Annotated in this window: 14 protein-coding genes; 4 read left to right on the forward strand and 10 right to left on the reverse strand. The window is 68.2% G+C overall.

Annotation, left to right across the window (positions count from 1 at the left end; all coding sequences use genetic code 11):
• Window positions 1-30: 30 nt before the first annotated feature.
• From rpiB to trhO, 4 genes are all read right to left on the reverse strand, one after another.
• Window positions 31-480, reverse strand: coding sequence for a ribose 5-phosphate isomerase B (gene rpiB / locus DTQ71_RS03925; RefSeq protein ID WP_109562955.1), 450 nt, complete (start codon window positions 478-480; stop codon window positions 31-33).
• Window positions 481-512: 32 nt separating this feature from the next.
• On the reverse strand, window positions 513-953 hold the full coding sequence (locus tag DTQ71_RS03930) for a DMT family transporter (RefSeq protein WP_109562956.1): 441 nt from the start codon (window positions 951-953) through the stop codon (window positions 513-515).
• Window positions 950-1,696, reverse strand: a complete 747-nt coding sequence (locus DTQ71_RS03935) for an alpha/beta fold hydrolase (RefSeq protein ID WP_109562957.1) — start codon at window positions 1,694-1,696, stop codon at window positions 950-952. The genes DTQ71_RS03930 and DTQ71_RS03935 overlap by 4 nt, the downstream gene beginning before the upstream one ends.
• A 268-nt stretch (window positions 1,697-1,964) precedes the next feature.
• Window positions 1,965-2,864, reverse strand: coding sequence for an oxygen-dependent tRNA uridine(34) hydroxylase TrhO (gene trhO / locus DTQ71_RS03940; RefSeq protein ID WP_109562958.1), 900 nt, complete (start codon window positions 2,862-2,864; stop codon window positions 1,965-1,967).
• A gap of 159 nt (window positions 2,865-3,023) precedes the next feature.
• Here trhO and pncA point away from each other — a divergent pair, with 159 nt between their 5' ends.
• The 3 genes from pncA to pncB all read left to right on the forward strand — a co-directional run bounded on the left by pncA (window position 3,024) and on the right by pncB (window position 6,173).
• Complete coding sequence (gene pncA / locus DTQ71_RS03945; protein WP_109562959.1) at window positions 3,024-3,620, forward strand: bifunctional nicotinamidase/pyrazinamidase; 597 nt, start codon at window positions 3,024-3,026, stop codon at window positions 3,618-3,620.
• A gap of 458 nt (window positions 3,621-4,078) precedes the next feature.
• Window positions 4,079-4,822 (forward strand): YkgJ family cysteine cluster protein, encoded by a 744-nt coding sequence (locus tag DTQ71_RS03950; protein WP_109562960.1) that lies wholly within the window; start codon window positions 4,079-4,081, stop codon window positions 4,820-4,822.
• 61 nt (window positions 4,823-4,883) lie between these two features.
• Window positions 4,884-6,173: a nicotinate phosphoribosyltransferase gene (gene pncB / locus DTQ71_RS03955; protein WP_109562961.1), complete on the forward strand. Its 1,290-nt coding sequence runs from the start codon at window positions 4,884-4,886 to the stop codon at window positions 6,171-6,173.
• On the opposite strand, the gene DTQ71_RS23085 is transcribed toward pncB, so the two are convergent.
• The 5 genes from DTQ71_RS23085 to DTQ71_RS03975 all read right to left on the reverse strand — a co-directional run bounded on the left by DTQ71_RS23085 (window position 6,170) and on the right by DTQ71_RS03975 (window position 10,231).
• Window positions 6,170-7,129 carry a hypothetical protein gene (locus DTQ71_RS23085; protein ID WP_146204794.1) on the reverse strand — a complete coding sequence of 320 codons (960 nt, stop codon included), beginning with the start codon at window positions 7,127-7,129 and terminating at the stop codon, window positions 6,170-6,172. The two genes, pncB and DTQ71_RS23085, sit on opposite strands and share 4 nt — an antisense overlap.
• Window positions 7,130-7,229: 100 nt before the next feature.
• Window positions 7,230-7,766, reverse strand: coding sequence for an ImmA/IrrE family metallo-endopeptidase (locus DTQ71_RS03960; protein WP_109562962.1), 537 nt, complete (start codon window positions 7,764-7,766; stop codon window positions 7,230-7,232).
• Window positions 7,767-7,854: 88 nt separating this feature from the next.
• Window positions 7,855-8,283, reverse strand: coding sequence for an alternative ribosome rescue aminoacyl-tRNA hydrolase ArfB (gene arfB, locus DTQ71_RS03965; protein WP_109562963.1), 429 nt, complete (start codon window positions 8,281-8,283; stop codon window positions 7,855-7,857).
• A 296-nt stretch (window positions 8,284-8,579) separates the two neighbouring features.
• A complete protein-coding gene (locus tag DTQ71_RS03970) occupies window positions 8,580-9,179 on the reverse strand; it encodes a queuosine precursor transporter (protein WP_245947178.1) in 600 nt (199 codons plus the stop codon).
• A gap of 62 nt (window positions 9,180-9,241) precedes the next feature.
• Complete coding sequence (locus DTQ71_RS03975) at window positions 9,242-10,231, reverse strand: NAD(P)/FAD-dependent oxidoreductase (protein WP_245947217.1); 990 nt, start codon at window positions 10,229-10,231, stop codon at window positions 9,242-9,244.
• An 89-nt stretch (window positions 10,232-10,320) separates the two neighbouring features.
• Here DTQ71_RS03975 and mnmC2 point away from each other — a divergent pair, with 89 nt between their 5' ends.
• Complete coding sequence (gene mnmC2, locus DTQ71_RS03980; RefSeq protein WP_109562966.1) at window positions 10,321-11,046, forward strand: tRNA (5-methylaminomethyl-2-thiouridine)(34)-methyltransferase MnmC2; 726 nt, start codon at window positions 10,321-10,323, stop codon at window positions 11,044-11,046.
• A 75-nt stretch (window positions 11,047-11,121) separates the two neighbouring features.
• On the opposite strand, the gene DTQ71_RS03985 is transcribed toward mnmC2, so the two are convergent.
• Window positions 11,122-13,086 carry a lytic transglycosylase domain-containing protein gene (locus DTQ71_RS03985; protein WP_109562967.1) on the reverse strand — a complete coding sequence of 655 codons (1,965 nt, stop codon included), beginning with the start codon at window positions 13,084-13,086 and terminating at the stop codon, window positions 11,122-11,124.
• Window positions 13,087-13,141: the final 55 nt, after the last annotated feature.

Below are 13,141 nucleotides of genomic sequence, written 5' to 3' on the forward strand. Positions count from 1 at the left end.
GCGATCAGGCCGGCATCGCGCGCCGCAGCATCAAGAAGCGGCGCCGCCCTCGATCATCTCGACGCGCGTGGCATGGCGGCCGCCTTCGAACGGGGTGTCGAGGAAAGCGTCCACCAGCTCCAGCGCGAGCCCCGTGCCCACCACGCGCGCGCCCATCGCCAGCATGTTGGCGTCGTTATGGGCGCGGATCATCTTGGCCGAGAAGGTATCGGCGCAGACCCCGCAGCGGATGCCGGGCACCTTGTTGGCCGCCATCATGATGCCCTGACCGGTCCCGCATAGCACGATGCCGAGCGCGCAGTCGCCCGACGCCACCTGCCGCGCGGCCGCTGCGCCCTGGGCGGGGTAGGGGATGCTCTCGGGGGTGTCGGGCCCGAGATCGACCACCTCCCAGCCGCGCGCGGCGACATGTTGGGCGACGGCGCGGCGGAGGTCGATGGCGGCATGGTCGCTGGCGAGGACGAGGCGGGATGGGGTCATGAGGCGCTCCGAAGCTATCTGACCGGGCTCTGTCACCGCCCCGCCAGCTGCGTCAAGGCCAGACCCACCGCCATCGTCGCCAGCCCCAGCACCCGCATCGGCGAGAGCACCACGGCCTTCGCCCCGAACAGGCCGAACTGATCGATCAATGCCGCCGAGACCAGTTGCCCCAGCAGCACGAAGAACACCGCGTTGCCGACGCCGAATGCCGGCGCGATCCAGGTGACCGACAGCACGTAGAAGGCGATGAGCAACCCCGCGCCGAACAGATGCCACGGCTGCCCGACCACCCGCGCCAGCGCCGCCGGTCCCGTGAGGGCGGTGGCGGCCCCGGCCACGACCAGCGCCACGGTGAACAGCACCAGGGCCGCCGCCGCCGGCCCGCCGATATTGGCGCCGAGCCGGGCGTTCAGGGCGGCCAGGATCGGGATGCCGACCCCCGCCGCGAACATGATGAGCGCGTGATGCGTCATCCGTCCGTAGGGTGGGCATCACCATGCCCACCTTCCCCCGCATCCACCGCCCGCAACCACTCCGTCAGCGCCGCGTCGACCGCCTCCGGCTGCTCCAGGGTGGGCAGATGTCCGGCGCCCGCGATGACGACCAGCCGGCTGTCCGGGATCAGCTCGTGCATCAGCGTATGGCGCTTGAGCGGGCAGAGCGCGTCATCCTCGCCGCACAGAACCAGCGAGGGGACGGCGACACCCCGCAGCGTCTCGCACCTGTCCAAACGGGTCTGGAGCGCGCGGGATTGCGCGACAAAGACCTCCGGCCCCAGCCCCTCGGCCATGGTCATGCACAAATCCAGGATCGCCCCGCGATTCGGCCCGTCCGCCAGGTAGTTCGGCTTCATCTCGTCGCGCATCACCGCGCGCAGCCCACCCGCCTGCACCGACTCGATCTGCGGCGCGCGCCGGGCGGCGACCGCCTCGGTCTCGGCCAAGGGGTTCGTGTCCATCAGGCACAGCCCCGCGATCCGCTCGGGCGCCTGCGCCATCATCTCCATGGCCACGATCCCGCCCATGCTGAGCCCGGCCAGGGCAAAGCGGGCGGGCGCCGCGGCAAGAACCTCCTCGGCGATCCCGGGCACGCTGTCGGCGCCCGCGACGGTGCCCAGCGTCACCGACCGATTTGCCAGTCCCGCCATCTGCGGCGCGAAAAGCCGGGCGTCGCACATCATCCCCGGCAGCAGAACCAGGGGCGTCCTGTTGGTCATCTCGACTCCTTTTCGCACACCACGGCATGCCGAATTTGACCGAAGCCGGTCCCCTGCGCTAGCCTGCGGCAGGTTTCGTTTTGGGAGGAACGGATGACCGACATCCTGATTCTGATCGTCGCGGTGATTGCCGCGGTCGCGTTCGTCAAACTGCTGACCGCGGCCTGGCAGGAGCGCCGCGAAGAGGACGAGCGGACGCTCTGACGATCACGCAGCTCCCTAGGGGGCTGCCGGGCGTCGTCCCGTCGCGACCGCGCCTTCCGAAACCTCAGCCGCCCAGGTGCCGCCCGCCCCGGGCGCGCGCCAATTCGATCTGCCGCATCCGTTCCCGGAAGCGCTCCCGGTCGGCTTCGTCATACGTGCCGATGCACCGGCGGCAGGAGACGCCCTCCTCCCAATCCGGCCGCTCCCGGTCCGCCGGCGCCAGCGGCCTGCGGCAGGCGTGGCACAGCACATGCCCAGCGGGAGTCAGCCCATGGCCCACGCTCACCCGGTCGTCGAAGACAAAGCACCCGCCCCGCCAGAGACTCTCCGTCTCGGGCACCTCTTCCAGGTATTTCAGGATGCCGCCCCGCAGGTGGACCACATCCGCCACCCCCTCCGCGCGCAGGAGCGCCGTCGACTTCTCGCAGCGGATGCCGCCGGTGCAGAACATCGCGATGCGCTTGCCCGCAAGCCGCGCCCGGTTCTCCGCCCACCAGTCCGGGAAATCGCCGAAAGCCGCCGTTCCGGGATCGACCGCGCCCGCAAAACTGCCGATGGCGACCTCGTAATCGTTGCGCACGTCGATGGCGACCGTGTCCGGGTCGCGCAACACGTCGTTCCAATCGGCCGGGTCGACATAGTCCCCCACCGCGTCCCCCGGGGCCAGCGGCCGCCCCATCGTGACGATCTCCCGCTTGAGCCGCACCTTCAGCTTGCCGAAGGGCATCGCGTCGGCGTGGCTGACCTTGGCCGACAGAGCCTCCAGCCCCGGCTCCTCGCGCAGCCGGTCCAGCACCGCCTCGACCGCCGCCGCCTCTCCGGCGATGGTGCCGTTCACCCCCTCGGGCGCGAGCAGGATCGATCCCTTGACCCCCCGCCCGCAGGCCAGCCGTGCGAGCGGCCCGCGCAGCGCGGCCGGATCGGGCAGGGGGGCAAATCGGTAGAAAGCGGCGATCGTGATCATGGAGGCGGCATAGACCCGGTCGACCCGCCCGTGAACCTCTGATTAAGGTCGAGCCGTCCCCTTCTTCTTCCCTGCGGAAATATCCCGGGGAGCGCGAGGGGCTGGCCCCTCGCTTCTGGCGGGGGGCGAATGCAGACCGGCCCGAAGCGGAGCACGCCCATGTCCACCGCCCTCCTTGTGATCGACGTTCAGAACGGCTTCTGCCCCGGCGGCAACCTCGCCGTGCCCGATGGCGATGCCATCGTCCCCGGCATCAACGCGCTGATGTCCGACTTCGCCCATGTGATCCTGACCCAGGACTGGCACCCGGCGGGCCATTCCTCCTTCGCGTCCTCCCACCCGGGCAAGCAGCCCTATAACGTGATCGAGATGCCCTATGGCGCGCAGGTGCTCTGGCCCGACCATTGCGTGCAGGGCAGCGCGGATGCCGCCTTCCACTCCGATCTTGCGACGGATCGGGCCCGCGCGATCATCCGCAAGGGGATGAACCCGAAGGTCGACAGCTACTCCGCCTTTTTCGAGAACGACCGCAGCACGCCGACGGGGTTGGAGGGCCTGCTCCGCACGCTGGGGGTGCGCGACGTGACGATGGTCGGGCTCGCCACGGATTTCTGCGTCACCTACTCGGCCCTGGACGCGGCGCGCCTGGGCTTCTCGGTGACCCTCCGCGAAGACCTGACCCGCGCGATCGACCTGAACGGGTCGCTGGACGCGGCGCGGACGGAGATGCGCGAAGCGGGCGTCGCATTCGCCTGATACCGGGGGCGTCGTTGCAATTCGGGTCGGCGCGCAGACGCGGGGCTTCGGCGTCGATCAGGTCGTCCGGGGCCTGACCCACATCGCCCGCACCGTCGTCTTCCTCGGTCCCTTCGAATACCTGCAGGCACTCCCATTGGCGCCGTAGCAGGGCCGGGGCCGGTCTCCTCCCAGGCCTGGAGGAGCGCCTTCGTCCGGTTTGCCCGGGCCGGCGGCCCGGCCATCGACCTGCAACTGGCCGACATTGCCGAAGCGGGCATCTTCAACGCGCGCCGCCGGGAGAAGATCGGCCTGCCGACCGCCCATGCCGTGATCCCGGCTTGCGAGGTCTCGCCCGCCGGATGATCCCGCAGACCATTGTCCGGCAAAAGCAGCGCCCTCCCGCGCCCCTTTCATCTTTTCTCCGACCGGGGCCGGTGATTTAACCCGCGAACGCCGATGCTGTCTCCGGAGCCGTCATGCCCCGATCCGCCCGTGCCGCCCGCCGTGCCGCCCGTCCCTCGGGGGTGCCGACCGACCGGCCGACGCTGCGCGCCGCGCTGGCCGCCGCGCGCTTGTCCGGCCATCCGCCCGCGGTGACCGACCAGGCCCGCGGCCTGCTGCTCGCCTGGTTCGACGCTTCGCCGGAGCCGTTCGACGCCCTCTTGCGCCAGCTCTCCGACGGGACGGCGGCCTCCCGGATCGGCGAGGCGCTGCTGGCGCGGTCCCCCGCGCCCGAGGGCCTTGCCTGTGCCTCCGGCTGCGCCTTCTGCTGCATTCTGTCGGGGGAGGACGGGGGCACGATCACCCGCGCCGATGCGGCGCGCCTGCACGCCGCGCTCCCCGCCGGGGAGGACGCGGAGCCCTGGCATCCGGACGCCTGTCCGGCCCTCGACCCCGCCACCCGGCTCTGCCGCGCCTATGAGGCCCGCCCCCTGATCTGCCGCACCTATGTCAGCCGCGACGTCTCCGCCTGCGAGGCCATCGCCGGCGGCGATGCGCGCCCCGGCACCGGCACCTTGCCCGCGCAGGTGATCTCGATCACCGCCCATGCCCTGGTCCGCGCCGCCCTGGGCCGCGGCGCGCCCACCTATTCGCTGCGCAAGGTGGCCGCCGGCGCCCGCGCGGGCCGCGACCTCGCCGACACCCTCTCCGAGGCGCGCCAATCCCCGCGCGATCTCGACGCCGAACGCCGCCGCCTCGCCCGCCCCCTGCGCCGCTGATCCCGGCGGCGCTTTCCATCCTCGCGCCCATTTGGTCTAACCGCACGGGGGAGGCCGCCTCATGCAAGACATCGCGACCCGCGTCTGGAACCATAAGTGGAAGATCGACCCGATCGTCCGCTCCCTGATCGACACGGATTTCTACAAGCTGCTGATGTGTCAGTCGGTCTTTCGCAACAAGCCCGACACGACCGTCACCTTCAGCCTCATCAACCGGACCCAGTCCGTCCCGCTGGCCAAGCTGATCGACGAGGGCGAGCTGCGCGAGCAGCTCGACCACATCCGCACCCTGACCCTCCGGCGCGGCGAAAGCACCTGGCTCCGGGGCAACACCTTCTACGGCCAGCGCCAGATGTTCACGCCCGCCTTCATGGACTGGTTCGAGGCGCTCCGCCTGCCGCCCTACCACCTGGAGCGCGTGGGCGACCAATACGAGCTGACCTTCGAGGGCGCCTGGCCCGAGGTCATGCTCTGGGAGATCCCGGCCCTCGCCGTCATCATGGAACTCCGCTCCCGCGCCGTCCTCAAGGATCTCGGCCGGTTCGAGCTCCAGGTTCTCTACGCCCGCGCCATGACCCGCGTCTGGGAGAAGGTCGAGCGCCTGAAAAGCCTCCCCGACCTCCGCCTCGCCGATTTCGGCACGCGGCGCCGCCACTCCTTCCTCTGGCAGGACTGGTGCGTGCAGGCCCTGACCGAGGGGCTGGGCGGCAGCTTCACCGGCACCTCCAACTGCCTCATCGCCAAGAACCGCGACCTGGAGGCGATCGGCACCAACGCCCACGAACTGCCCATGGTCTATGCCGCGCTGACCCGGGACGACGCCGCGCTGGCCCGCGCCCCCTATGACGTGCTGGCCGACTGGCATGAGGAGCATTCGGGCAACCTGCGCATCATCCTGCCCGACACCTACGGCACCGAGGGCTTCCTGGAGCGCGCGCCGGACTGGCTGGCGGGCTGGACCGGCATTCGCATCGATTCGGGCGACCCCGCGACGGGGGCCGAGACGGCGATCCGCTGGTGGAAGGCGCGGGGCGAGGATCCGACCGAGAAGCTGGTGATCTTCTCGGACGGGCTGGACGTGGAGAAGATCGAACAGCTCCACGCGCAGTTTGCGGGCCGCGTGCGGGTGTCCTTCGGCTGGGGGACGCTCCTGACCAACGACTTCCGCGGTCTGGTCGGAGACCGCCTCAACCCGTTCTCCCTGGTCTGCAAAGCCGTCGCGGCGGACGGCCGCCCCACGGTCAAGCTCTCCGACAACCCCCGCAAGGCGATGGGGCCTGCGGCGGAGGTGGAGCGCTACAAGCGGGTGTTCGGGGTGGGGGAGCAGGTAGAGAGGGAGGTGGTGGTTTAGTCTCTCCGAGTCAATCGGTTGACTAGCCCCTCTGCCTCTTCGTAGGAGGGCGGCGGGATCTCATTCTTGGGATCAGCTCCATCGCCAGTGAAGGAATCCAGATTCTCGACTTCTTGCGCAGCTCCGTTCCAATTTGGGACGTACTGATTCGTGTAGTAACTTGGTGGCTCGACGGAAGGATCTTCTGGTCGAACCTTAAGCATAGGCTCTTCGACTTCGTGCAGTCTAATGAATTCCTTCAAATACCTCCTGAGTGTTGCGTCGTTTGTATCTCCGCCTCCGAGAAGCTCGCTCTCGAGTCGCCGTAGCTCGCCCCAGTCATCATCACGATCGATCGGTATGCCAAGCACCGGGTATCTAGTTCCGCCTAAAACCCCCTTCAATGAGATAGGCTCGCGCAGTACAAAATTTACGCTCAAAGCTCCATAGTCTTCATTTACGTTTGCGCGCACAAGTATATTTGCTAGACCCGGCGACAGTGCGAAAAATGTTGTGTCGCTGTTCGAAGCGATGCGAAATCCGTAGTCTAATCCTTTGCCAAGAAATTCGTGTCTGTTTGGATGTTCGTCCGCAGCAGCTTCGGTGTGTTCGTTTTCGGGGAGGTCATCATTGCTGCCTTCCTCGTCTAGCGTAGGAACGGCAATGGTGACGTTCGGATGAGGGAAAGATGCAACCCAGGCTGAGCCCTTTACTCCTAGGGTCTTACGGTCGCCATCGGAACGAAGTCTCGCATTGTACTCCTGCAGGGCAGCGGCAAACGCCTTGACCAATAGAGATACTTCGAAGCATGAGTCTACACGATTTACAAAAATGATCTCATCGCCAACCGTCTTCCAGAGCTTGGGCTTTCGGTCCTTGAGCGAGTCAACGTTGTGGTCCAGTGCTTCGATCTGAAATATGTGTTTTCGTCGAAAGAGACTCGAAAAATCACCGTAGAAATCGCGAAACGTCGGCACCCACTGATGTGGTGCGCGAGAACTTTTATAGGAGGTCGAATTGGATAGATCCGCTGAGAGAAAAAGTCTTACTCGATAGCGGGGGCATTCATTCTTCCAGTCAGGGGATTCCAAGTGTTTTCTTCCGCACGTCAATAGCAGCTCCGCTTACGTTGAAGTATGTTGCAAGCGAAGCGTTAGTATACTTCTTTGCGGCTTCGGCGAATTTGTCTCGCGGCATCAAAAAGCCAGCTGCAAACCAGTTTGCTTCCCATTCACAGCGTTCATGGTCGGCGTCGAGAGAAGTCTTATCACGTGTCGCCCGCATAATCACTTTTCCATGGGCCTCAAGCACGGGTTGGTAATGGAGTGCCAAGTGCCCGAGCTCGTGGGCAATGGTAAAACGATCACGCTTGCCTGACGTAAGATTCGACAGCGTGATTGTGAAATCGTCAAAGGCTCTGACGACAATTGCGCCGCCTTCGTACTCATCCGAATACTGAGGACCGTACACTATCTGCCCCCCCATGCTCTCGACCAAGCTAGAGAGGTCGGCTCCAGGCGTGACCCCCAACTGTTCGGCAACTCTGCCGCCAATGTCATCGACAAATGCCTTCGGCCAGCGAGTCGGAATCGGGGGGTGATAGGCTTGAGTCATACCGGAGATAAGAACATTTAGGGAACGTGGAGTTAGGAGATTTAAGGTTCTGTGTCAAGATGGAAGATGCACCGGTGCGTCTGACAAATCAACTACCCCCTACATCCACCCCACCCCTGAGCGCCTTCACCTCCCCCCGCCGCTTCTTCGCCTCTAGCCGCTTGCGCTTCTGATTGGCCGAGACCTTCGTCTTCACCCGCTTCTTCGGCTTCACCGCCGCCGCCCGCACCAGTTCCGCCAGCCGCTCCCGCGCGACCTCGCGGTTGCGGGCCTGCGACCGCTCCTCGGAGACCTGGAGCACCAGCGCCCCGTCCTTGGTCCAGCGCCGCCCCGCCAGCCGCCGGAGCCGCGCCTTCACCGGCCCCGGCAGGTTGGGCGACCGCTCCGCCTCGAAGCGCAGCTCCACCGCGCTCGACACCTTGTTGACGTTCTGCCCGCCGGGGCCGGAGGCGCGGACGAACTGCTCCGTCATCTCCCAGTCCTCCAGGGTGATGCGTTCGTCGATCTTGAGCGGCATGGCGGCCCTCCGCGCGTCATGACCATGATCATGACCGTCGTCACGACCGATATCACGACACCGATTGAAGACGTAAGAAGGCCGCCCCGCGTCATCGGGACGGCCTTCCGAAAGTTCAGGAGGCTGGATCGGTTAGACGAATCCACCCCGCAGATACGTGCCCAAGGGCTGCCTCAGGCGCGGACCTCCGAAGCTGTCCCGATCGCATTCTCCAGGTTCTTTCTAGACACTAGAGCACCTCCTTTCTTTGATTGACGATGCAAGGAGGTTGGCACGGATATGGTATGGGTCAACCCCTAATGCGCTACGGATTGTGCGAAACCCCGGGTGATGAGCCGGAATGGCACCAAAGCGAGCAGAGCGACCGAAATCTTGACACACCAGTCCGCCAGCGCCAGCCCGACCCAGAGCGGACCCACCGCCGTCGCCTCCTGCGCCCAGGAGACGTCGCCCCAGGCCGCCGGGAAGGCGAGGAAGCCCGCGAAGGCCAGGGTGAAGAACAGCGCCGTGTCGACCACGCTCCCCACGATCGACGACGTCAGCGGCGCCACGAACCACCGCCGCTCTCGCAGCGCCGAGAACACGCCCAGATCGATCATCTGCGCCGCGAGGAACGCCGTGGCCGAGGCCAGCGCGATGCGCAGCGTGACCAGCGGGCCGAACTCGCCCATGATCTGCGTGCCGATGAGCGAGCAGACGAGGCCCACGGCGAAGCCGGCCAGCACGACGGTGCGCGCCTTCTCCGGGCCGTAGAGGCGGTTGGTGACATCCGTCACAAGGAAGGCCAGCGGATAGGTGAAGGCGCCCCAGGTCAGCCAGCCGTCGGCGATGAGGAATTGGACGCCGATATTGGAGGCGACGACGACGGCCCCCATGGCGAGGATAGCGAGGATCATGTTGGGTTCCGTTTTTGACATGGTGGTCGGAGACATGGCCCCGAACGGGGCAGGAAAGCCGTCTAGTCGGGTGCGGGGGCGGGCGCAAGAGTTGCGGTGGAGAAGGCCTCTGGGATCGCGTCGCGGCCGTCGAGGATCAGCGCGGCCATGGTCTCGGCGACCTTTGGCGCCATGCCGAAGCCGATCTTGAAGCCGCCATTCGCGATGAAATGGCCGGGGCGTCCCGGCCACGGCCCCAGCAGCGGCGCGCGGGAGCGAGCCCTGGGCCGCACCCCGGCCCAGCGGGCGAGGAGGGGGGGCTCGGCCAAGTCCGGCACGGCGGCGCGGGCGCGGACCAGCAGCTCGTCGAGCTGGGCGTCGGTCGTATCGGGGGCGTCGAACGCGCGCTCGGAGGTGGAGCCGATGGCAGTGGTGCCGTCGGCATGGGGCACGATGTGCAGGCCATCGACATAGAGTTGCGGCGCGTCACGGCGGTCGAGCGCGAGCAGGGCGGCCTGGCCTTTGACCCCGGTTCCGGCCGGGCGGTCCTTGGCATCGCCGATCTCGGCGAGGCCGCGCCAGCCGGTGGCGTGGAGGACGGGGCCGGCGTCGGCGCCCTCGGGAACGATCTCGGTGCCCAGGGCGCGGAGTGCGGCGGCGAGGGCGGCGCAGGCCCGGGCCGGGTGAAGGCGGGCCGAGAGGGTGTCGTGGATGACGCGGCCGGTGGGCGAGGGCGGGGCCCAGCCCTGCGGGGCCGGAATGACGCGCCAGGTCACGCGGTCGGGCCAGAGCGTCATCGCGTGCTGCGCGCGCCCTTCCGCCCGGGCCAGGGCGGCCGCGTCCGGAATGGGTTGCAGGCGGCCGCTGCGGGCGTAACCGGGATCGCCGCCGCCGATCTCGGCGATGGCGGCCCACCAGTCCTCGGCCATCAGCAGGCTGTCGAGTTGGAACGCTTTCTTTTCGTTCCAGGTCTCGGGAACATGCGGGGCGAGGGCGCCGACCACCCCGCCCGACGCGCCCGCGCCAACGCCCTGCGGGTCGACGACCCGCACGCGCGCGCCCCGTCGGGCCATGGCCCAGGCGCAGCCGAGACCGAAGATTCCCGCCCCGCGCACCGTCACGTCGATTGCCACAGCCGCCCCCTTCGTCCATTCCACCGGTCATGGGCATAGGGCACGATGATGGGGGCGAAAAGCGCCCCGCGCTGAGTTGGCGAGACGGCGTGCCGGTCGCCGAGGCGTTCGGGGATCCCTATTACGCGCTGTCGGACGGCTTGGCGGAGACGCGGCATGTCTTTCTTGCGGGGAATGGCTTGCCGGAGCGTCTGACGGCCGGGTTTCAGGTGGCAGAGCTGGGATTCGGAACCGGGCTGAATGCCTTGGCGCTGGCGGCGGCGTGGCAGGGGCCGGGGCGGATCGCGATGACCTCCTTCGAGGCCTTCCCGATGGATCGGGACGACATGGCCCGGGCGCTGGCCGCCTTTCCGATGCTGGCTGGCCTTGGCGCGGCGCTGCTCGATGCCTGGCCTGCCCGGCGGATCGCTTTGGGCGCTGTCGATCTGGAGATCGTCGTGGGGGATGCGCGGCAAACGCTGCCCGCCTGGGAGGGCAGGGCCGACGCGTGGTTTCTCGACGGCTTCGCCCCGGCGCGGAACCCCGAACTCTGGGAGGTCGGGCTGCTGGCGGAGGTCGTGCGGCACACCGCGCCGGGCGGCACCTTCGCGACCTACACGGCGGCGGGGCATGTCCGGCGCGCCCTGGCCGCGGCGGGGTTCACGGTCGCGCGGGTGCCTGGCTATGGCCGCAAGCGGCACATGACGCGCGGCATCCTCACGGGGGCGGCCGAGACCCCCTCCGGGGGCGCGGGGCCTGTCCGTTCTTCCCTGTAGAAATATCCACGCCGCGTCCGGTCCACGGGCGCAGCGCCGATCCGGGGCGCCTCGACCTGGCCCCGGACCCCGCGCTCAGCCCCCTTGGGCCCGCAACTCGTCATAGCCCTCACGCAGCCAGTGGGTCAGGCGCACGTCGCCTGGGTCGCCGGTCAGCCGGGCGCGATAGGGCAGCAGGCTCTCGGAAACGCGCATGATGTAGTTGCGGGTCTCGGAGAAAGGCACGTCCTCGATCCAGTCCACCAGATCGGCGGCGGGGTCGGAGGGGTCTCCGAACCGTTCCACCCATTCCCGCGCGCGCGACGGACCCGCATTATAGGCGGCGGGCACCAGGATGGCTGAGGGGCCAAACTCTGCCTCCAACTCCATGATGTAGGCGGTGCCGAGGGTCGCGTTGAAAAGCGGATCCGTGGTCAGCTGCCCGAGGCGATAGGGCAGCTCCAGGTCGCGGGCCATCTCCTCGGCGGTGCCGGGCATCAGCTGCATCAGGCCGCGGGCGCCGGCTGGGGAGACGACCACCGGGTCGAACTCCGACTCGCGCCGGGCGATGGCAAGGGTCAGCTCGGGCGTGACGGGGCTGTCGATGGCCGCTAGCTCCGTGACCGGAAAATAGCCGCGATGCAGCTCGAAGCCGCGCTGTGCCGCGCGCTTGGCGGTGATGAGCGCGATATGCGGCTCGCCCCGCCTCAGGATCTCGTCGATCAGCGTGCCGATCTCGGCCCGGGGCAACGTCTCGGCCATATGCGCGAAGAAGCGCTCCGCCAGACCGTCCTCCCCGATGGCGTGCAGGGCCACCGCCGCCCGCATGATGGGCGTGCCCGCCATCGCGGAGGTGGCGAACGGCGGGAAGACCTCCTCGCCGGTCAGCAGCGGATCGGCGGGCAGACCCGCGCGCTCGGCCGCGAGTTGGCCGTAGAAGCTGGTCTGATAGCGGCCGCCCGCGCGCCAGGCGGCCAGGGCCCCCTCGGCGTCGCCCGTCGCTTCCAGCGCGCGGCCAAGCCAGTAGAAGGCGCGGCCCTTGGAGATCGGAGAGCCGACATTGGCCTCGAAGCGGCGGAAATGGGCGACCGCGGCGGCGGGATCGTCGAGGAAGCGCAGGGCGATATAGCCCGCCAGCCATTCCAGCTGCGGCACCTCCTCGGCGCCGTCGGCCAGGTGGTGGCGCGCCGCCACCCGGTAGCCGTCGGCGGGGCGGCCGTCCTGCTTGAGGCCACGGGCGAGACGCAGGCGGTGGGAGGCCCAGGCGGCGGGATTGCCGAGGGCGTCGGCGCTTTGGTCATAGGCGAAGAGCAACTCCAGCGCGTCGTCGCGCCGGCCCCGGGCCAGCCGCCAGCGGAAGCGCTCATAGGCGAGGGCCTGATGGTTGCGCCAATTCTCGGGCACGGCCTCGATCAGTGCGTCGACGCCGGGGCGGCCATCGCGCAGGGCGATACGGGCCAGAGCCAGTGTCGCCTCCGGTCCATCGGGGACGAGGGGCAGCATCCGCTCGGCCGAGCCGACCTCTCCGGCCCAGGCCAGCGCGTCCATCCGGGCCGCGTGATAGGGGGCCAGTATATCGCCGAAGAGCTCGATGAAGCCCGCATGGGACGAGACGGGCATCGGCTGGGTCAGCCACCAGTCGATGACCAGCGCCTCCGCCTCCTTGCCGCGGCCGGCCGCGCGCAAGGAAATGGCATACATCAGCGCCCCGCGCGACGTGTTGGGCGGGTAGGTCTCGAAATGAGCGATCAATGCGGCGGGAGGGGTGGTCGCGGGCAGGACCGACTCGACCCGGGACAGCAGCAGAGGCTCGCCGGGCCAGTTCGGGTTGCGCGCCAGAAAGGCCGTCGCCTCCTCGAAATCGCCCTGCCGATTGCGCAGCAGGTGCCACATCAGGACATCCGCCACGGCCGGGTCGTCGATCCGGGCCATCGCGGCCCGTGTCGCCTGCCAGTCGCCGGCGCGGATCTGCGCGAGGCCCGCGGCGAGATTCGGATCGGCCCGCAGGGGCAATGTCATCAGCGCAAGCAGCGCCCAGGTCGCGACGGCATATCTCAACATCGAAGGGGGCCTCCGGTCATGCGCTTACGTTTTTGCGGCATGACGATCCGTGGGA

Source organism: Jannaschia seohaensis, from assembly GCF_900116765.1.
Lineage (GTDB): Bacteria > Pseudomonadota > Alphaproteobacteria > Rhodobacterales > Rhodobacteraceae > Jannaschia > Jannaschia seohaensis.

Excerpts from the sequence above, each read along its gene's own strand:
- pncB (WP_109562961.1), top strand. The coding sequence starts at position 4,884 with ATGCAAGACATCGCGACCCGCGTCTGGAACCATAAGTGGAAGATCGAC.
- DTQ71_RS03970 (WP_245947178.1), bottom strand. The coding sequence starts at position 9,179 with ATGATCCTCGCTATCCTCGCCATGGGGGCCGTCGTCGTCGCCTCCAAT.
- DTQ71_RS03950 (WP_109562960.1), top strand. The coding sequence starts at position 4,079 with ATGCCCCGATCCGCCCGTGCCGCCCGCCGTGCCGCCCGTCCCTCGGGG.
- DTQ71_RS03960 (WP_109562962.1), bottom strand. The coding sequence starts at position 7,766 with ATGACTCAAGCCTATCACCCCCCGATTCCGACTCGCTGGCCGAAGGCA.
- DTQ71_RS03985 (WP_109562967.1), bottom strand. The coding sequence starts at position 13,086 with ATGTTGAGATATGCCGTCGCGACCTGGGCGCTGCTTGCGCTGATGACA.
- trhO (WP_109562958.1), bottom strand. The coding sequence starts at position 2,864 with ATGATCACGATCGCCGCTTTCTACCGATTTGCCCCCCTGCCCGATCCG.
- DTQ71_RS03930 (WP_109562956.1), bottom strand. The coding sequence starts at position 953 with ATGACGCATCACGCGCTCATCATGTTCGCGGCGGGGGTCGGCATCCCG.
- DTQ71_RS03935 (WP_109562957.1), bottom strand. The coding sequence starts at position 1,696 with ATGACCAACAGGACGCCCCTGGTTCTGCTGCCGGGGATGATGTGCGAC.
- mnmC2 (WP_109562966.1), top strand. The coding sequence starts at position 10,321 with ATGGGCATAGGGCACGATGATGGGGGCGAAAAGCGCCCCGCGCTGAGT.
- pncA (WP_109562959.1), top strand. The coding sequence starts at position 3,024 with ATGTCCACCGCCCTCCTTGTGATCGACGTTCAGAACGGCTTCTGCCCC.
- DTQ71_RS03975 (WP_245947217.1), bottom strand. The coding sequence starts at position 10,231 with ATGGCCCGACGGGGCGCGCGCGTGCGGGTCGTCGACCCGCAGGGCGTT.
- rpiB (WP_109562955.1), bottom strand. The coding sequence starts at position 480 with ATGACCCCATCCCGCCTCGTCCTCGCCAGCGACCATGCCGCCATCGAC.
- arfB (WP_109562963.1), bottom strand. The coding sequence starts at position 8,283 with ATGCCGCTCAAGATCGACGAACGCATCACCCTGGAGGACTGGGAGATG.